We start from the raw sequence: 20,167 nt of genomic DNA on the forward strand, positions 1-20,167 counted from the left end.
CCCCTATTTGAGATCTGCCCAAAAATTTTCACATTAAATTTTATAATATTATATCATTATAACTTAATCCACACTAGAACAAAAATAAATCAACTGCCCCGCACCTTGTCCGCCAGTTCATCAATTTTGCGCAGTCGGTGGTTTACCCCTGATTTGCTGACCGTACCCCTCAGCATTTCTCCGACTTCTTTAAGGTTGATATCTGGATTGGCCAACCTGACTTCTGCGACTTCCCGCAATTTATCCGGCAAGGAGTCCAGTCCCACCTCCCTCTGCAACAGCTTGATATTCTCAATCTGCCGCACTGCCGCACTGATCGTTTTGTTCAAATTCGCGGTTTCACAGTTAACGAGACGGTTAACCGAATTACGCATGTCACGCATGATGCGCACATCCTCAAATTTGAACAACGCCTGATGCGCACCAATAAGGCTTAAGAACTCAATGATCTTTTCGCCTTCTTTAATATAGAGAATAAAGCCCTTCTTACGCTCGATGCACCGGGCATTCAAGTGAAACTCACCGGCCAGATCTACAAGCGCCTTACAGTGCTCCTCATACATCGAGGATATCTCTAGATGGTAGGAGGAACCTTCGGGGTTGTTAACTGAGCCACCCGCCATGAAGGCGCCGCGCAAGTATGCACGTTTGCAGCAGTTTTTGCCAACAATCTCGTTATCGATACCATCCGTGAAATTAAAGCCCTCGGAAACGATTCGAAGATCATTTAGAATCTCCTGTACGCGAGTCGGAATCCGGACGATATAGACGTTATTCTTCTTCAACCGCATTTTTTTACGCACGAGTAGCTCGATATGAACCTGGTAATATTTCTTAAGTAAAGAATATACCCGCCTTGCAATCGCGGCGTTCTCTGTCGAAATGTCGAGAACAACCTTTTTGCTTGAAAGCTGCACAGATCCGTTCATCCGGATCAGCGCTGACATTTCGGCCTTCTCACAGCAAGGCTGGCTCTCCACCATCGTCAGTTCTTTTTTGGTAAGGGCCGCAAAAGACAAGGGTCTCACCTCTTTCTTGATATTACTGCCTGTGGAGTTATCTTGATATCCAGTCCTGTACAAGCTGATAAATGTGATGGCTGAGCTTATCAGTATCATGCCTTAAATAAGTGCGAAATAACACCAATTTATCAGCTATTACCTTATACCCATTGCCATCCAGCGCTTCCTGATCCAGCACCACCGGGCGAGCGCCCTTCTCCGCGTATTTACTCTGTACCTGTTCCGGGATTTCACCATCGTTAACGATTACATAATCGAACAGATGCAGCCCGATATGATCGTATACGGCCTGAAGGTGATCACTCACTGTATAGTTATCCGTTTCACCGGGTTGAGTCATTACGTTGCAGACAAAAATCTTGATTGCATTGGAGGACACTACAGCCTCGGCCAGCTTGGGCACTAGCAAGTTCGGAAGGATACTGGTGTATAGACTCCCTGGACCCAGCAGGATTGCATCTGCCTTCTGGATAGCCTCAAGTGCTTCAGGCAGCGGTTCCACATCTGCTGGCTCCAAAAACACACGCTTAATGATGCCGCCTGCCTCTGGAATCTTAGATTCGCCGGTAATAATGGTGCCGTCCGCCATTTCAGCGTGCAGGACTACGGCTTCTCCAGCCGCAGGCAACACCCGGCCGCGAACAGCAAATAAACGGCTAAGTTCCCGGACAGCAGTGACAAAATCACCGGATATATCTGTAAGTGCAGCTAGGATCAGGTTGCCAAGACTATGTCCTGCCAGTCCTTCACCGCCGTTGCTAAAGCGGTATCTCATGATTTCCGCCATTAATGGCTCTACATCCGCCATAGCTGTGAGTACGTTGCGGATATCGCCTGGTGGCGGCATTTGCAGTTCACTGCGCAGAATACCGGAGCTGCCCCCATCATCTGCTACAGTTACTATAGCTGTAATGTCCAGCGGCTTTTCTTTTAAGCCCCGAAGCATGACAGATAATCCTGTACCTCCGCCCATAACGACGATACGCGGACGAGGAATTTGTTCTTCAGCCACTATTGACCCCTTCTCTCGTTAGTGCCGATCACGCTCGGAATCCCGGTGACTAACTGTTATAGATTCCGTCTCGCTGACGCCTAGCATTTTACCCAAGTATTCGGAAATAGCTACCGACCGGTGTTTGCCGCCTGTGCAGCCAATACCGATTATAATCTGGGATTTGCCTTCTTTACGATATTGAGGAATTAGAAAATGAAGCATATCTAACAGTTTGGTCAGGAATACCTGCGTTTCGGGCCATTTCATTACATAATCATAGACATCGCTGTCCTGGCCGGTTTTGGGCCGCAGGTGATCTACATAGTGCGGATTAGGCAAAAAACGAACATCAAACACGAGGTCTGCATCAATGGGAATACCATACTTGAATCCGAACGAAGTAATGTTGACGGAGAGCGTGCTTTTTCCAAGATGGGAAAAACGGGATACAATCTTCTCCTTAAGTTGCGCCGGCTTCATACTGCTTGTGTCCAGACACAGCGTAGCCGAATCCTTCAAATCCTCAAGCATTTTGCGTTCCAGACGGATGCCGTCAAGCGGCATTCCTTTGGGCGCAAGCGGATGATGCCGCCGACTTTCCTTGTAGCGCTGGACAAGTACAGAATCCGTAGCATCCAGAAAAAGAATTTCGCAACCAATCGTAGACTCATCCTTGATGTAGGCAAGTGATTCCGCTAGGGCGGTGAAGAACTCCCGTCCCCGCAGGTCAATTACAAGAGCTACCTTAGCAATCTTGCCCTTTGATTGTTCAATCAACTCTGCGAACTTGGGAATAAGTACTGGCGGCAGATTATCTACACAGAAGAAGCCTAGATCCTCCAGACTCTGCACAGCAATAGTCTTCCCCGCGCCTGACATTCCCGTAATAATGATCAGGGTGGCCCCAGCCGAAGGAGCACCCTCCAATTCGGTCATCAAAGCATCCCCTCCCTAAGATTATAGTATATGAATAATATCCGCTTATTAAGAACGTATCAGCAGGCCAGCAGCACCAACAATACCAGCATCATTGCCAAGCTCAGCAGGAATAATTGTAACACCTGTCTGAAGCGGCGCCGGTGTCAGCTTGGCAAATACGCGACGAACTTCATTAAATAGAATATCGCCAGCTTTGGATACGCCTCCACCAACGATGAATACCTCAGGGTTAAGCACGGCAGCAACTGCAGCCATGGATTTACCCAGGTAGAAGGCTGCCCGGTTGATAATGCGAATGGCTACTTCATCGCCAGCCTTCGCGGCATCGAACACTTCTTTTGCAGCGATCTTTTCTACTAATGAGAGAGAGGTACGGTCGCCGCGCGCTACAGCATCATTAGCCATACGGATGATTCCGGTAGCGGAGGAAACGGTTTCCAAACAGCCTATGTTGCCACAGCCGCACTGGATAGCTTCCAGATCCGGCACTACAGTAATATGCCCCAATTCACCAGCTAGACCGGCAAAGCCCTGATAGATTTTACCGTTAATAATAATTCCACCACCAACGCCAGTTCCCAGGGTGTAGCAGACGCAATTCTCTACGCCACGCCCTGCACCACTCCATGCTTCACCTAATGCCGCCACATTGGCGTCATTGTCTATTTTGACAGGCTTGTTTAATCGACCCTCCAGAATGGAACGAATCGGTACGTCTCTAAATCCTATGTTAGGCGCAAGAATAATAATTCCTTCACGGATATTTGTGAACCCAGCCAAGCCCGCCCCTACACCAGCCAGCTGTTCCCAAGAGTATGGAGAATCCTCCACGATTTGACGCACATACTTCTCGATATTATCGATGACGGTATCGACGCCATCTTGGGTTCCTGTTGGTCCTTCGTAAGTATGCAGCAGTTGTCCCTCGGCATTGCAGATCCCAACCTTAATTGTGGTTCCACCCAAATCCACGCCAACGTAGATATTTTCAGACATGTAACAAGCCACCTTTTTCTATGCTAAAATAGTTAATCGTACGTATCCACTATAATAGAACCCCTCCCTGCGGTCAAGGAAAGACGATACACCCGGCCATATCTCTAGAGTATAGAATAAATCTTGGCCCGCTCGTATATCAAAAACTCCCTTACGCTGAGGTAAGAGAGTCCTTGTGAAAATATAAGAGATTTGCTAAGCAGACACAGCAGATATAAATAATGTTATTCCGACAAAATACGTTTTTGTCCCTCTAATGCACGGATCGGAGCAATATTCTGCGTAAATTCCAAAGTGCCCATATACCGACCTGTCTCATCCCGTACAGCAAAGTAACGAATATAGATGAACTTATCCTTCATCGCAATCCAAAAGTCCTCTGCATCCTTGCGTCCGGCCTTGAAATCCTCCAACAGCTTCTCAACGACATGTACACTTTGCGGCGGATGACAGTTCTGGACCGTGCGGCCGATGACGGCTTTAGTCCGAGCAAAAATACGCTCTTTGCCGTGGGAGAAATAACGGACTACATCATTCTCGTCAATAAAGGTTAGATCAACCGGCAGATGATTCATAACAGCCTCAAGCTGTTGCATGGACAGAAGACCTGTCTCAAAGCGAATAAAGCCCTGTGGTGCTGCTTCTGTTTCTTTTTCTTCAGCTTCTTCCTTCTGATCCCCAGAAGCCGCCCCTTCTGGTTCAGCGACACGAACCGGAATCCATTCTTGCTCCGGTGCTGTCAAGCAGAAGCCTATCTCATCACTTTCACGGGCGATTTTGACCCATTCGTCTTCAGTTAGCTTATCCAGCGCCATAGGCAGAAGAATATTCTCTTCTTTAAAGATCATCTCATTCACTTCTGTAATGATAAGCGCAAGCGCATCATTTATCTCTGCTTGTTCTCCTTGGTAATTGCTGAGAAGCGCCTTGGCCCCTTTTATCATGTTGCGAATATTATCATCTACACCCCACATTACTTTGGTCGGTCCATAAATACCGTACTTCTCGAGATAAGGGAATACCAGATTCTCTTTGCGACTATAGTGCTTATCTAGGTCCAGCAGCAGGCTCAAATCCTCCAGCAGTTTAAAAATGATCTCCTCGCTAGCGTTCTTCTGGAACTTATCCGCGTGCAGTTCGAGACGGAAGTTGACAAGCCGTTCGATTTCACGGTTCTCAAGCTTAAAGGTATGCACGGGGTGACCCGGCTGTTCTTCTGGTGCGCTGGAACGGTGAATGGCCTCAATTGAACCTTTGAAGATCGCTGTATGCACTGAGCAAAGGCGTTGCACCTCTGAAACGGGAATACCTTCTTCTGTCATTAGGGAATGTTCCATAGCAGAGATTTCCGCCACTGTTACATCTCCCACAGCTTCTGCAAACCGCGCCTTTACTTCCTCTACACTTTTACCTGCATGCAGTTCCTTAATAATCTCTCTAAGCATAGCTTGGCGGCGTGTTTGCTCCGGCACATCAACCTCACGGTTATTTATCAGTTCGCTCATTATAATTTCTCCTCTTATCGAAGTCTTGTGAACTACGTTGCTCTATTCAAGTACCTTGAAGCCGTGTTGTTGAAAAGTCAGCCTGGCGGTATCCTTGTCTATTTTCTTCAGCTTGAAGCCTTTGGAGAGGGTCATGAAGCGGCCGGCGGTCTGAAGCATCCCGGGCTTTACAATATCGTGAAAACCCAGCTCTACCATAATATCGATCACTTCAGGATGCCGATCCACCAATTCAAATATGGACTCATCCATCTTCAGCACTTTTTCCATGTGCGCCACTCCTTATTGAGAACTCTTCTCAACAACAGATTAGCATAGGCAAAATAGGGTCATTGTGATTCCAGTCACAAACTCAAAAAAGATGCACAGGATCTTATCAACTTGTGAGAAGATTGCGTGCATCTAATGAGTACCGTTTAAATTTCCCACGACAAAAAGACCGCCTCCTTCTGCCTTTAAAAGCATGGGAAACCGCCTTTTATCTTATAGATTAGAAATAATGTGGTATTTTACAGCGTTACACCTGTCTTGAAAATGGCAATCTCGCGGAAATTATTCTTCTCGTTGTTGACGAGTTCGCCGCTTGCTACATCAATAATGTAACGGATGAAACTGCGCAGGACATCGTCTGCTAAGCCGTCTTCCACCAATACACCCGCATTGAAATCAATCCAGTGCCGTTTGCCTTCAAAGAGGGGGGAATTGGTGGATACCTTCATCGTTGGCACAAATGTACCAAATGGAGTTCCCCGACCCGTAGTGAAGATCACCAGTTGGCAGCCTGCTGCTGCAAGTGCAGAAGAAGCTACCAGATCGTTGCCAGGCGCATTAAGCAGGTTTAGACCTTTGTTATGGATAGATTCTCCGTATTTCAGCACATCCATAACGGTCGAAGTACCCGATTTCTGTGTGCAGCCCAACGATTTGTCCTCCAGTGTAGTAATTCCGCCCGCTTTATTACCCGGAGAGGGATTCTCATACACTGGCTGTTTATAATCCATAAAATATTGTTTGAAGTCGTTAATAAGATCAACGATCTTGTGGAATACCACTTCGTCCGCTGCGCGTTCCATCAGAATCTTCTCTGCCCCGAACATTTCTGGAACTTCTGTAAGTACGGTTGTACCGCCCTGAGCAGCCATGAAATCTGATAGACGTCCCAAGAGCGGATTAGCAGTGATGCCTGAAAGACCATCGGAGCCCCCGCATTTCAGACCAATCTTCAACTCAGAAAGTGCAACCTCTTCGCGATGATCACCTTGTACATTATTGAAGATTTCCTTCAGCAGCTTTACGCCTTCTTCAACCTCATTGTTAACTTCCTGGGAGACCAGGAACTTTACTCGGTTCTCATCATAACTGCCAAGAGATTCTTTGAAAATCTGCAGATTGTTGTTCTCACAGCCAAGTCCAAGCACAAGTACACCGCCGGCATTCGGATGCTTCACCGCATCACCCAGAATCGTACGGGTATTGGCATGGTCGTCACCCAGTTGGGAGCAGCCGTAATTATGCTTCAGCACCAGCAGATTATCAAACGGAGCAATATCTCCAACCTCAGCTTTAAAGGTGTTGATGATCTGTTCAGCAACACCATTGACACAGCCTACTGTAGGTACAATCCACAGCTCGTTGCGGATACCTACAGAACCATCTAGACGTTTGTAGCCCTTGAACGTTAGATTCTCAGCCACGAAAGGATTAGGCGTCAGCTTCTGTACGAAGCTATACTCCTCTACCCCTGTCAGATTAGTCTTGGTATTATGGGTATGCACCCATGCACCTGGAGCGATGGGCGCTATAGCATGACCAATCGGATATCCGTATTTCATTACATTTTCGCCTTCATTTATGCTGCTGAGTGCGATTTTGTGACCTCTGGCAATATCCTCGATGATGGCAATTTCCTTCACACCAATAACAATGTTGTCGCCTGCTTTGTAGTCTTTGAGCGCAACAGCCACATTATCGATATCATTGATTTGCAGTACTTCTTTCATGGTCTTAATCATATAGGTTTACCTCCTGAATCATAATCTTAGTTATGCGCCGGTTTCTTAACGAGGTCTTGCAGGGCTTGCTTCATGCCAAGCTTCTCAATAGCAAACAAACCTTGAGCTACCTTATCCGTAAGTCCAGCTACTTCATTTAGATTACAGCCCCAACGGTTAGTAGCTCCCAGTACTTCAGCAGTCAGCACACGCAAGCTTGCCTCTGAACCATCACAGCTCTTCCAAAGGGCAGCGAACCATTCCAGAATATCGGCGTCATCAGCCAGTTGAATCACTTCGGAACCTCTTCGTCCGCTGTAGAAGGAAATCAAGGCACTCAGTGAGAATACAAGCTTCTCAGGCAGCTGTCCTTTGGATTCCACGTATTGAAGCAAAGAAGGAAGATCTCTTGTCTTGAACTTCGACACAGAGTTAAGCGAGATACTCATCAGATAATGCTGCACATAAGGATTCAGGAACCGTTCCAATACCGCATCGGCAAAAGAGTTCAATTCTTCAACTGGCAAATCCAATGTAGGAATAATCTCTTCATATATTAATGACTTCACGAATGGTCCAACTTCTTCGTGTTCTATGGCTTCGGCAACCGTATCGATACCATACAAATAAGCTACCGGAGTAAGCGCCGTATGCGCACCGTTAAGAATTCTCACTTTGCGCGTACGGTAAGGAGTCATATCGTCCACTACAAGCACGTTAAGTCCTGCCAGGTGGGCTGGAAATTCATTCTTGATCCACCCAGGTCCTTCAATAACCCACAGGTGGAACTGCTCGCCAACAACAACAAGTTTATCCTCGTAGCCCAGTTCTGCTGTAATCTCAGCAATCGAGTCTCTTGGGTAACCAGGAACAATCCGGTCCACCAAACTGCAGCAGAACGTATTGGCCTCATTCAACCAATTCACGAAACCTTCACCAAGGTTCCACAGCTCTGCGTATTTCAAGACAATCTTTTTCAATTCATCACCATTGCGGTCAATCAGCTCACACGGAATAAGGATAAAGCCTTTGGAAGAGTCACCCCCAAAGAACTCATAACGACGGTGCAAAAGGGCTGTCAGCTTCCCAGGGAAACTGCTCTGTGGTGCATCGTTTAGCTTGTCGCCAGCTTCAAAAGCGATACCCGCTTCAGTCGTATTGGAAACCACAAAACGTAGCTCAGGGTTCTCAGCAAGCTGCAGATATTCAGCATGTTGGGTATAAGGGTTGAGTGTTCGAGTGATACAGTTGATCACTTCATGTTCTTTCAGTGCTTCGCCATCCTTAATTCCCTGCAGGTAGAGTGTGTACAATCCATTCTGCTCGTTAAGCATTTCTGAAAGACCATTCGCCAGCGGCTGAACTACAACAACACCGCCATTAAAGTCGGTTTGCTGATTCATCTTGTGAATCTGCCAATCCACGAAGGCACGCATGAAGTTGCCTTCACCGAATTGCAGCACCTTTTCAGGATACTGCTTATAAGCTTTCCAATTGTCACTGTTCAATCTTTCCATGTTTATTCCTCCTAAAATGCACACGTTAAAATTATTTCAAGTTCTTTTTTTATATATACATATTATCATTATTTACAACTAAATGCACACGTGAACATAAAATTAAGATGAGACCGATCCTTTATGATTAAAAAGGTCCGTCTTCATCTTAATTTACAGGGAACTGGACCCCTATTGCAATAGATTTCTAACCGATTTTCTAATAATCAATTCTGTCTTGATCGAGATACGTCCATCTTCTTCTGACGGTCTCTTGATTATACTTAGAATTCGCTGTGCCCCTTGTTCACTAATCGTTTCAATCGGACGTTTTACTGTCGTAAGCGAAGGATTCGTAAACAGTGAGAATCCACTATCATCAAAACCCACAATGGAGATATCCTTAGGAACCTGAAGTCCTCGCTCAAACACACTGTTCATCGCTCCGATAGCCATATCGTCATTGGAGCAAAATACAGCAGTAGGAGGTCTATCCAAGTCCAATAGTTGGCCCATAGCTAGGTAGCCGCTTTGCATGTCATAATTCCCGCGCACCATATAATCATTCCGCACAGCAATCCCGTGACCGATCAGCGCTCCAATGAAGCCATCTCTGCGCTCCTGCGTAGATTTAAAGCCTTCTACACCTTCAATAATCGCAATGTCTTTATGCCCGCACTGTATCAGGTATTCCCCTGCATTAAAGGCTCCTTCGCGGTCATTGGATATAATATTGATAATAGAACGATCCTCAATCTGCCGGTTCAGCACAACGATCGGAATCCCTTGCTGGACTACGTGGTAAATGAACTTATTATCTACTTCGCTCTGACTCATCAGAATAATACCGTCGAACCGTTTACTATGAATGGAGGAAAAATCAGCATAATCGTCGATGCCACGAATGAATAAATTATATTCGACATCAATCACACTATTTACACCACGAATTGTGTCGGAAAAGAAACTGGAGGAAGTCCCTGTGGCAATGCTCGTAAAGAACAGACCAATGGTATAAGACCGCTGCAGCACAAGACTCTTGGCGTTGTAATTCGGAACATAGTTGAGCTGAGAGGCGATCTCCGCAATTTTTTTGCGAGTAACCTCTTTAATTAGCGGGCTGTTGTTGAGTGCTCTCGATACAGTTGTATGAGATACATTTGCCAATTTGGCAATATCCTTAATAGTGGGTGCCATGGAGTCTACCTTCCTTATCCAACGGGTTTAGCTCTTCCATGTAAGGATATCATACCCTCAGGCTTTTTTCACAGGACAGTTTCACACTACATCTCTTATTGAAGTGCTTTAGTCTGCAATTCCAAGACAATTTCTGCGTGCTTCTTGTCTGTAAGCTTGTACATAAAGCCGATGATAACCATGGCAATCGCCAAGGCAACAGCTGGGTAGAGCATGAGCAACCCTCTAATCCCGAGCAGTGCGGTGGAAGTTTGAGCCACGTTAGGCACATAACCAACCAGTGCGAGACCAATACCGGACAAGAAGCCGGACAAAGATTGCGCCAGTTTACGCGAGAAGTTGAATAATGAGTAGGTTGTAGCTTCTTTACGTTCGCCTGATTTCCACTCGCCGTAATCGATAATATCAGATACAAGTGCCCAAGTGATGCCGTTAGGGATACTGATACCGATAAAGGCGATACTGGCCAAGAAGGTAAAAATGTAAACGTTGGATGGCATCATAAAGTTAATGGAATCGGCAATGATACTGACCCCAAGGCCAAGCATTGCAGTTTTCTTTTTACCGAATATTTTAACCAGCTTAGGTAAGAACAGTACACCAATGAACGATGAGCCAATAATAATGAAGTTCATGTATGCCATCAGACTTACATTACCCAGATTATACTGCGCAAAGTAGACAAGCATAGCGGACTTAATGTTATACGCTGAAATGGTGAAAATGGTCATTAGTACAAGCACTAGCAGTGGTTTATTTGAAACAAAGGTTTTAATGATTACCTTGAAACTAAGCTTTTCTTTAGGCGCATGCTGCACTGCAATTCTTTCTTTCGTATTGCGGTAACAGAAGACAAACGCGAGAATACCCACTACAGACATAATCCCCATTACAAGAGGATAAGCAAATTTCTCATGCGCACCATACTTGGTGAAGAACAGAATTAGGGGCATAACGATAATACTGGTCAGGAACAAAGCACCGAGTGAACCCGCCTGCCGGAAGGAGGCTAGCTTTGCACGTTCTTCTGAATTCTGCGTAACGACAGAGCCGAGTGAACCATAAGGAATATTTAGGAACGAATAACCAACGCCCCAGATCATATAAGACACATAAGCATAAATTAACTTACCTGTGCCCGAGAGATTGGGAGAGATGAAGGTGAATACAGTCAGAATAGCCAGGGCAAGACTTCCGAAAATAAGGTAAGGTCTGAATTTACCTTTAGGGCCAATATTTTTACGATAGTCAATCGAAGAACCAACAATCGGATCACAGAAGGCTGCGAACAGCTTGCTGACAAGGAAGATCCCTGCGGCATATTTAGCCGAAATACCAGCCACATCCGTGAAAAATTTAAGCAGGTATAATTGTCCAAGATCGAACATAAAACCGTTTCCAAAGTCACCCATTCCATAGGCTACTTTTTCTTTTAACTTAAGAGGCTCCTGCCCGTCTGTTGCTGGCACTTCTGGTTCAACGCCTTTCTTGAGCGCTACTGTACTCATCATTAAACACTTCCTTTATCCCTAATTTTAATTAAAAAATTAAATATATATTGTGATATAATTCACATGTACCCAAATAAATGTGCTATTTACGTGCCAATGCAAGGGGGACCACTAAGTGTGCTTAGCGGCGCTTCCCTGCTTAGCCCTTGTTATATGAATGAATTAATTAGTCACTAATACTGGCTGCGAGAAATTAAAATATTGCTTAGCGTTGTTATAGCAAATGTTCTCGATCATGTTCCCGAGCAGTTCCATATCGTCCGGAGCCTCTCCAGCTTCTACCCATGAGCCTACAAGATCACATAGAATTCTTCTGAAGTACTCATGTCTCGTATACGATAAGAAGCTTCTTGAATCTGTCAGCATCCCGACAAATTGACTGAGTACACCAAGATTAGCCAGCGTATTCATTTGCTCCAGCATGCCGTCTTTATTATCGTTGTACCACCAAGCGGTTCCGAATTGGATCTTACCAGCAACGCCGCCACCTTGGAAGCTGCCCATTAAGCTGGCAATGACATGATTGTCATTCGGGTTAAGTGAGTACAGAATCGTCTTCGGCAGCGCATCCTCACGATCCAAGGCGTCCAATAGACCTGCTAGTGGCTTGGCGATAACACCATCATTAATAGAATCATAGCCGGTGTCCGGTCCAAGACGACCAAACATTACGCTGTTATTATTGCGCAGTGCATGAATATGGAACTGCATCACCCAATCCAGCTCACTGTACAGTTTGCCGAGGAATACAAGCGTGAAGCCTTTATATTTCTTCTCTTCACTCTCACTAACGCTGCCTTCGCTGAAGCCTTTTGCAAAAATAGCAGTAGCTTCTTCCAAGGTCGCAGCTTCGAACATTACTGCATCTAGAGCATGGTCAGAGACACGGCCACCTGCAGCATGGAAGAATCTCACTCTGCTCTCTAGTGCATCAAGGAATTGTCCGTAATTCTCAATAGCAGTTCCAGAAGCTGAACTGAGCTGAGCTACCCAAGGCTTAAAGGTAGGTCTGTTAATTTCCAAAGCTTTATCAGGACGGAATCCAGGAACTACACTTGCTGTGAAGCCAGTCAGTCCCGTGATCTTCGTATGATATTCTAAATTATCTATTGGATCATCGGTGGTACATACCGTGGTGACATTCGACTTCACAATCAAATCGCGTGCTCCGAAACCTTCGCCTTGCAGTTGTTTGTTCACTTCTTCCCAGATCTTTGGAGCATTAGCTTCATTGAGCAGATCATATACGCCGAAGAAGCGTTGCAGTTCAAGATGTGTCCAATGATACAGTGGATTGCCAATGATCATCGGCACCGTTCTGGCCCAAGCCAGGAACTTATCATAGTCGCTAGCGTCACCGGTGATGAATTTCTCTTCAACCCCGTTAGCACGCATAACTCTCCATTTGTAATGATCACCGTATAACCAAGCTTCAGTGATATTGTTGAAGGTTTTATTCTCGAATATTTCTTTAGGGCTGAGGTGGCAATGATAATCAATAATCGGCATATCTTTTGCATGTTTATGAAACAGCTGGGTTGCTGTCTCATTCGACAACAAGAAGTTCTCATCCATAAATCGTTTAGCCATGAGTTCTGTTGCTCTCCTTTAAAATCAGATGATGATCCAAAAAGTTTAACGTGAACATTTATACGTATGAACCGCTAAAATTAAACTTTATTCAATCCATTATCTACCGAATAATAATATAATTTCCCCATCGGATCAATATTGTTCACGTGAACATTTCATCTTTATTGTAAACGTTATTTTTAGATGTGCAAGCCTTTTTAGACAATCTATTGTTACAGTTATATGAACTTCAGAGGTTCTGTTATAGTACAACTTTCAGCTTTATTATTACAGTTGTGCATAATTTCACAATATCTAATTTGATCTATCTCATTGCTAGATTCAAGGCCAAACCCTTTACTGTAACGGGTAATTGCCTTTGACAAGAGGACAAAGAATAAGCCGTGATTCCTTAAGTTAAAGGATTCACGGCTTATTAACTTCGAAACTGAATTACTTATCGAGCGATTCGCTCCAATCGTGTACCATTGTACCTTCGAGATATTTTTCTGCATCCATAGCTGCCATGCAACCCGTCCCTGCTGCCGAAATAGCCTGACGATATCGGGTATCCTGCACATCACCGCAAGCGAATATGCCTGGAATATTCGTCTCTGTTGTTCCGGGAGTAACCACGATGTATCCATTAGCATCTGTGGTTATCTGCCCACCCAAGAAAGAGGTGTTCGGCGTATGACCAATAGCGATAAATACACCATCAGCTTCAACAAGCTCATCCTGGCCCGTTACATTGTTACGAACCGTCAGCCCTTTAACACCCTTTTCATCCGTTGTTACCTCAAGCGGTATGCGATCAAGTGCCCAAACTACCTTGCTGTTATCGCGCGCACGGTCCTGCATGATCTTCGAAGCACGCAGTTCCGGACGGCGATGAACCAAGGTTACGCTGGAAGCGAACCTTGTCAAGAAGCTAGCTTCCTCCATCGCGGAGTCGCCTCCTCCAACCACGACAATTTTTTTGCCGCGGAAGAAGAATCCGTCGCAAGTCGCACAAGTGCTGACCCCACGTCCTACGTTCTCCTGCTCACCCGGTATTCCTAAATAGCGGGCAGAAGCACCCGTTGAGATAATTACCGACTCCGCTTCCAGCACACCGAGGCCATCCACAGTTACTTTAAATGGACGCTGTGAGAAATCCACTGAATCCACCCAACCACTCTTAAATTCAGCACCAAAACGTTCAGCCTGTTTGCGCATACTGTCCATCAGATCTGGGCCAAGAATTCCATCCGGAAAGCCCGGGAAATTCTCCACTTCGGTCGTCGTTGTCAGTTGTCCACCCGGCTGCAAACCTTCAATCACCAATGGGCTTAGATTAGCACGTGCCAAATAGATAGCAGCTGTCAGCCCAGCCGGACCTGTTCCGATTACAATTGTTTTGTACATAACATTGGCCTCCTCATGATAAGGTATATTGTAGATAGCATCAGATAAGAGAGAACTCGATTCATCATTCGTTTGGATGGTCATCACTAGGTCTTTATATATTTTCGGTAAAGGGAGACAGGCTGTTGTTCATATTGTCCTGTATCTGACATTCATCATCAATCCGCCTAGCATAACGGCTTACCATCGAAGTGGAAACGCCATAACGCTGAGCCACCTCACGGTACGTGACTGGCTGACGGTGCAGCTTGGCCGTTAGGTACTCCAATGCAGCACACCAGCCTCCGGTATGGCGGATAAAGGGAACGTCCGGATAAAGGCTGCCCACAAACTGCTTCCACAGCAGTTCAGCGTCCTTCTTCTGGGCTGCATCATACCTCCGATCCATCATCCCAAGCGTCTGATCGATCACTCTTTGCCAGTCCTCTTTCCATTCCGGCTGCCCTTTATGTCGCAGAGCAGGAGCTTCCTTCTCTTCCAGAAGCGGAATTCCCTCTTCGGAGCCGCTGCCGATTAACCGCTGCAAACTGAGTAGCGCCGCCTCCTGCAGCTTATCCTCCTGTAGAGGCTGCTGGTCCAAAAGTCCCTGCAGAATTTCGGACATCTCTTCATCTTCGATCCACCGGAGAGCTTCTGTTACCTGCAGCTTCGTGTTAGCGTCCCCGTAACGCAGAGCCCAGAAGAACGAGGAGCGCAGCAACGGATTATTAGCTACTTCTTCCGTGAAGCTACCTTTATTATTCTTCCACAGCTTTAACTGCTCTTGAAAAGGCAACTGGTAATTGTAACTGATTGGTGGCAGTGTTTTGCCATCTCCCTGTGCTTGCTGCAGCTGTGCCAGGAAAAAGCGTGGCACAACCGATTCCGGGTCCAGCTTAATCGCCTGCTGCCAGCAGCGCCGGGCCTCGGTATACAGCCCACTGTTGCTAGCCGCAGCCGCACAGTAATGATACAGCGCCGCGTCTCCGCCAACCTCTTCATCCTTCAATAGACGGCGAAAATGACCATAGGCTATTCTATGGCGTCCCAGAATTCCCATCGTTGTAGCCAGCTTGAACACATGTTCCTGATGAAAAGGAACAATCGCTTCAAGCATAAGCAGCAATTTGTCCAATTGCTCTCGTCCCGCTTCATATTGCAGAAAAATCGCCATATTACACAGTGCATGCAGGTTTCCGGAATCCTGCTTTAGCACCTCCATAATACAATCCTTAGCTTTGGTAAACCGACCCATGTAGAAATATGCAAGAGCCAGATTATTATGCGCAGCCAAGAAGTCCGGTGTGCTCTTAACGATTTCCTCAAGCAGATTGATAGCTTGTGTAAACTTCCCTTCCTCTAGAAGAGTTCGGGCCCGTTCATGCTCTATTACACCTTCCCGGCTTTTAATCCGGATCAGTGGAGCAGGACGATCAAGCTCATACTGCAGCAATTCCATCAGTTCCTCTGACTCAGCCAGAAACTCACCATTAGCATCTTCTTCAAGATACGTAACCAGTGAACGTTCCGCCTCTTCAAAGCTTTCCATATTAGCGAAGTTGTTAGCCATATAGAAATGACATTCCGTCATTGCAGGGTCAATATTTTCCAGAACATGGGTCAAAATCTCATTAGAGGCTTCATAATCCCCCATCTCTGACAAGACACCTGCTATGTTACAATGATTGACTGGATTCTCCGGTTCATATTCTACAGCTTTGCGAAAGTTCTTTAATGCCTTATCATATTGAAAGCGGTCCAATGACCGGACGGCTCTTTCAAAGAAAAAATTGGCATCCAGAGTGACGGGAATTACTTTGCCGTTATTCACATCATTCTCTGAAGTTTTCTCAATCATGGAAGCAAGACACCTCCCTTGTAAACTTGCTTATCCTCACGAAAAACAGGAGGGCGGCGCCATATGGCATACCGGAGCTCCGAACTTAATTGTTCTCCGTTACCCTTTAGGGTCCGGCTGTTCTTCACACAGTATACCACATGTGATAGGGGGATTCTCAAGTTGAGAAAGGGGCGGTGCGCAGGAAAACTAGAAAGAGAACACCTTGCAAAGATAAACATTCTGCATAAAAAAAAGACGCGGAATCTAAATTCCTGCGTCTCTGAATAGTTGATCAATCGAACCGCCTTCAATAATGATACGTGTAGTCTCAGCCAGCATTGGTGCAACAGATAAAACGGTGAACCGGCTCGAATGATCATCCGGCAAGGCTATAGAATCAGTTACAATCACTTCCGAAATGTAGGGGTGATTCATCTTTTCCAGCGCGGGGCCGGAGAATAGTCCATGAGTAGCGCAAACGATACTGTTCTTCGCGCCTCTCTCCTTCAGACCTTCTACCACGTTTACGATCGTTGTGCCCGTATCGATCAAATCCTCGATAATAATAGGGGTACGTCCCTCCACATCACCAATCACATGTGTGATTACAGATTCATTGTGGGCTGGGCGCTTCTTGATCATAATTGCAAAAGGTGAATCAAGCTTGCTCGCAAGCTTCTCAGCCATGGATGCACGTCCGGCATCGGGTGAGACAATTACAGGATTAGTAATTCCCTGCACCTTCAAATATCCGCTGATCAGATCTAAGGCAGTCAAATGATCGACCGGAATATTAAAGAAACCCTGAATCGCTGCGGCATGCAGATCGATGGTAATGATACGGCTTGCGCCTGCTGTCGTAAGCACATCAGCGACCATCTTCGCCGAAATGGGTTCGCGCGGTGCAGATTTACGCTCCTGCCGAGCATAACCATAATAAGGAATAATAATATTGACTGTACGGGCTGATGCACGTTTTGCGGCATCGATCATAACGAGCAGTTCTACGAACAGCTCATTAATGGGGTGGGAGAGGGATTGCACCAAAAATACGTCGCAGTTCCGGATGCTCTCTTCGTAGTGCACGTAAATCTCGCCGCTCATGAACCGGGTCAGTTTAATCTGGCCCAATTCCACACCAAGCCGTTCCGCAATATCAGCAGCCAACTTTGGATTCGACGAACCGGAAAAAATACGTAATTGATGATGATGCATAGCGCCCTCCTGCAGGATATAATTTATAGTTCAAATGAAACGGATGACCGGCGACGGCCTTCAAATATCGCCAATCCACGAAAGCCTGTATGCCAGAGCATACTGCGTGCCTCCTGCAGACCATCACCCAGCTTTAACGGGTCATGGGCATCTGAACCCAATGTGAGTGGGATTCCAAGCGTTAGCGCACCTTGTAATACATGTTCCGCCGGGAACATCTCTGCACATGGCTTGGTCAGTCCTGAAGCATTTAACTCCATGGCGATGCCGCTCTCAGCTATAGCTTTCAGAGTTTCAAGCTCCAACTTGTTGACCTCAGCCTTATCCTCAGGTGTCTGCGGACCATAGCCAAAACGTTTGATAACATCCATATGTCCTATAATATCATATAATCCGGATAACGCCGACTTCTGAACGGCATCGTAGTAACGCCGATAGACTTCCACGACATCTTTGCCTTCCCAACCATGAACCTGCCGGTAATCCGTAATATCCCACTCCCCAAGAAAGTGAACGGAGCCAATCAGATAATCCCATGGATAGGGCGACAACAGCTCACGAATCTGCTCCTCATAGCCTTCAATATAATCAGCTTCCAGACCTACCCGCAGCTCTATGATACCGCGATAGCGTTCCTTAAGCGTCAGACATTCTTCTACATAACGGGGCAGTTCATAGAGCGGCATGGCCATCTCAGGGTAATACGTAGCAGGATCTACATGAATGAGCGGCAAATGATCGGACAACCCTAACTGCTGAAGTCCAAGTTCTACTCCGCGCTGCACATACTCCTCTAGCTTTCCTACGGCATGTCCACAACGCTCATGGTGAGTATGGTAATCGATATGCATGCGAGGTCCTCCTCCCTAGTCGCGGCGTGGCCGTTCGTGGCGGGCACTCAGCTCCTGCATAATCTCGTCCAGCGGAAGCTTACGCTCCTGCAGCAATACCAGCAAATGATAAATCAGATCGCTGACTTCCAGACGCAGCTCGGCATTGTCTTTATTTTTGGCGGCTATGATCGTTTCGGAGGCTTCTTCGCCCACCTTCTTCAGGATCTTATCCACGCCTTTATCAAAAAGATAGGTGGTATAAGCGCCTTCCGGACGGTCGGCCTCGCGCTCAGCAATGACTCGTTCCAACTCACCTAATACAGCGAAACGATCGCTATCTGTAAGTCCGGCAGCAACACGGTCAACTTCAGCTTTATTTGCAGATTTAGAAGCTGCCGCTACGGTATTCAGTAAGGGAATCTCACGGAAAAAACATGACGTAGCACCAGTATGGCAAGCTGGCCCTTCAGGTATAACCTTCACGAGCAGCGTATCCGTGTCACAATCATAATGTATGGAAGTAATGGCTTGCGTGTTGCCTGAGGTACCGCCTTTATGCCATAATTCACTTCGCGAACGGCTCCAGAACCAGGTCTGTCCGCTTTCCAGCGAAAGCCGTAACGATTCTTCGTTCATATAAGCGAACATTAATACTTCCAGACTGTTCTCATCCTGTACAATAGCAGGCAGCAGTCCCGCTTCATTCCACCGTATGCCCTTGACGATCTCTTGTTGACTCAGGGCTCTATTCTCTTGCTCTTGACTCATCGGATCTCCACCCCTTTTTGCTTCAGATCTGCTTTCAGATCGTTAATAGCTATCTCTTTATAATGAAAAATAGTCGCCGCTAATCCAGCATCCGCCTTACCTTTCGTAAATACATCATAAAAATGCTCTTTCTGGCCCGCCCCACCGGAGGCAATAACGGGAATGCTAAGCAAGTCGCAGACTGCCGATGTCAGTGCCAGATCAAAGCCGTCCTTCGTCCCATCGGCATCCATGCTGGTGAGCAGAATCTCGCCTGCACCCAGCCTTTCAGCTTCTTTGGCCCAAGTCAGTGCTCGGATACCAGTCGGCTTCCGACCGCCATGCGTATACACTTCCCATTCTCCGAATGCTTCATTATATTTAGCATCGATCGCCACCACAATACACTGGGCGCCGAAACGGCGGGCCCCCTCAAGAATTAGCTGCGGATTATTGATCGCTGCCGTATTAATTCCTATTTTATCTGCTCCCGCACGTAAAATCCGCTTCATATCCTCAGGCGTCGATATTCCTCCGCCAACCGTGAAGGGAATCGCAATTTCACCCGCTGTCTGCCGTACCACTTCAACCATTGTAGCGCGGCCTTCTACCGAAGCGGAGATATCCAGGAATACAAGCTCGTCTGCTCCTTCGCGGTCATACAGCGCCGCCAGTTCCACAGGGTCTCCGGCATCGCGTAAATTCACAAAATTAACACCCTTGACGACCCGTCCGTCCTTAACGTCCAGACAGGGTATGATACGTTTTGCTAGCATTAAAAATCCCTCCTTTATTGCAAAGGCTTGTTCGATCCCCCTAAATCCCCCTTAGCCAAGGGGGACCCCAAGTGCCCCGGCCCTCTGGACACCCGGATACTTGTCTTAGGTGGAACTTAGGCGCTCCTGGGTAACTATGTGCTAATG

At 46.5% G+C, this 20,167-nt stretch carries 17 protein-coding genes; all 17 read right to left on the bottom strand.

From position 1 onward, the window contains the following. Window positions 1-89: 89 nt before the first annotated feature. On the bottom strand, window positions 90-1,019 hold the full coding sequence (gene whiA, locus H1230_RS00520) for a DNA-binding protein WhiA (protein WP_239713767.1): 930 nt from the start codon (window positions 1,017-1,019) through the stop codon (window positions 90-92). A 37-nt stretch (window positions 1,020-1,056) separates the two neighbouring features. Beyond that, window positions 1,057-1,995 (bottom strand): gluconeogenesis factor YvcK family protein, encoded by a 939-nt coding sequence (locus H1230_RS00525; RefSeq protein ID WP_239716988.1) that lies wholly within the window; start codon window positions 1,993-1,995, stop codon window positions 1,057-1,059. Window positions 1,996-2,052: 57 nt separating this feature from the next. Then, window positions 2,053-2,952 (bottom strand): RNase adapter RapZ, encoded by a 900-nt coding sequence (rapZ, locus tag H1230_RS00530; RefSeq protein WP_239716990.1) that lies wholly within the window; start codon window positions 2,950-2,952, stop codon window positions 2,053-2,055. Between the two features lie 48 nt (window positions 2,953-3,000). After that, entirely contained in the window at window positions 3,001-3,951 is a 951-nt protein-coding gene (locus H1230_RS00535) for an ROK family glucokinase (RefSeq protein WP_239713768.1), read from the bottom strand. 224 nt (window positions 3,952-4,175) lie between these two features. Then, window positions 4,176-5,456 carry a DUF438 domain-containing protein gene (locus H1230_RS00540; RefSeq protein ID WP_239713769.1) on the bottom strand — a complete coding sequence of 427 codons (1,281 nt, stop codon included), beginning with the start codon at window positions 5,454-5,456 and terminating at the stop codon, window positions 4,176-4,178. Between the two features lie 42 nt (window positions 5,457-5,498). Then, the gene (locus H1230_RS00545; protein WP_239713770.1) at window positions 5,499-5,726 is read right to left on the bottom strand and encodes a DUF1858 domain-containing protein; all 228 of its coding nucleotides are present in this window, start codon (window positions 5,724-5,726) and stop codon (window positions 5,499-5,501) included. A 239-nt stretch (window positions 5,727-5,965) separates the two neighbouring features. Next, a complete protein-coding gene (locus H1230_RS00550) occupies window positions 5,966-7,456 on the bottom strand; it encodes a UxaA family hydrolase (protein ID WP_239716992.1) in 1,491 nt (496 codons plus the stop codon). Window positions 7,457-7,494: 38 nt separating this feature from the next. Beyond that, a complete protein-coding gene (locus tag H1230_RS00555; RefSeq protein WP_239713771.1) occupies window positions 7,495-8,964 on the bottom strand; it encodes a tagaturonate reductase in 1,470 nt (489 codons plus the stop codon). Window positions 8,965-9,135: 171 nt separating this feature from the next. Beyond that, complete coding sequence (locus H1230_RS00560; protein WP_239713772.1) at window positions 9,136-10,140, bottom strand: LacI family DNA-binding transcriptional regulator; 1,005 nt, start codon at window positions 10,138-10,140, stop codon at window positions 9,136-9,138. 95 nt (window positions 10,141-10,235) lie between these two features. Further along, entirely contained in the window at window positions 10,236-11,648 is a 1,413-nt protein-coding gene (locus H1230_RS00565) for an MFS transporter (RefSeq protein WP_239716995.1), read from the bottom strand. Window positions 11,649-11,813: 165 nt separating this feature from the next. Further along, complete coding sequence (gene uxaC / locus H1230_RS00570; protein ID WP_239713773.1) at window positions 11,814-13,241, bottom strand: glucuronate isomerase; 1,428 nt, start codon at window positions 13,239-13,241, stop codon at window positions 11,814-11,816. Window positions 13,242-13,676: 435 nt separating this feature from the next. Continuing rightward, window positions 13,677-14,630 (bottom strand): thioredoxin-disulfide reductase, encoded by a 954-nt coding sequence (trxB, locus tag H1230_RS00575; protein WP_239713774.1) that lies wholly within the window; start codon window positions 14,628-14,630, stop codon window positions 13,677-13,679. 94 nt (window positions 14,631-14,724) lie between these two features. Beyond that, window positions 14,725-16,467 (bottom strand): tetratricopeptide repeat protein, encoded by a 1,743-nt coding sequence (locus H1230_RS00580; protein WP_239713775.1) that lies wholly within the window; start codon window positions 16,465-16,467, stop codon window positions 14,725-14,727. Window positions 16,468-16,713: 246 nt separating this feature from the next. Then, window positions 16,714-17,664: a ribose-phosphate diphosphokinase gene (locus H1230_RS00585; protein ID WP_239713776.1), complete on the bottom strand. Its 951-nt coding sequence runs from the start codon at window positions 17,662-17,664 to the stop codon at window positions 16,714-16,716. A gap of 23 nt (window positions 17,665-17,687) precedes the next feature. After that, window positions 17,688-18,515 (bottom strand): histidinol-phosphatase HisJ, encoded by an 828-nt coding sequence (hisJ, locus tag H1230_RS00590; protein WP_239713777.1) that lies wholly within the window; start codon window positions 18,513-18,515, stop codon window positions 17,688-17,690. A 15-nt stretch (window positions 18,516-18,530) separates the two neighbouring features. Beyond that, window positions 18,531-19,265 (bottom strand): bifunctional phosphoribosyl-AMP cyclohydrolase/phosphoribosyl-ATP diphosphatase HisIE, encoded by a 735-nt coding sequence (gene hisIE / locus H1230_RS00595; RefSeq protein ID WP_239713778.1) that lies wholly within the window; start codon window positions 19,263-19,265, stop codon window positions 18,531-18,533. Beyond that, window positions 19,262-20,020 (bottom strand): imidazole glycerol phosphate synthase subunit HisF, encoded by a 759-nt coding sequence (hisF, locus tag H1230_RS00600; protein WP_239713779.1) that lies wholly within the window; start codon window positions 20,018-20,020, stop codon window positions 19,262-19,264. Before hisF ends, hisIE begins: the two co-directional genes overlap by 4 nt. Between the last annotated feature and the right edge of the window lie 147 nt (window positions 20,021-20,167).

This window comes from Paenibacillus sp. 19GGS1-52, assembly GCF_022369515.1.
Lineage (GTDB): Bacteria > Bacillota > Bacilli > Paenibacillales > Paenibacillaceae > Paenibacillus_AQ.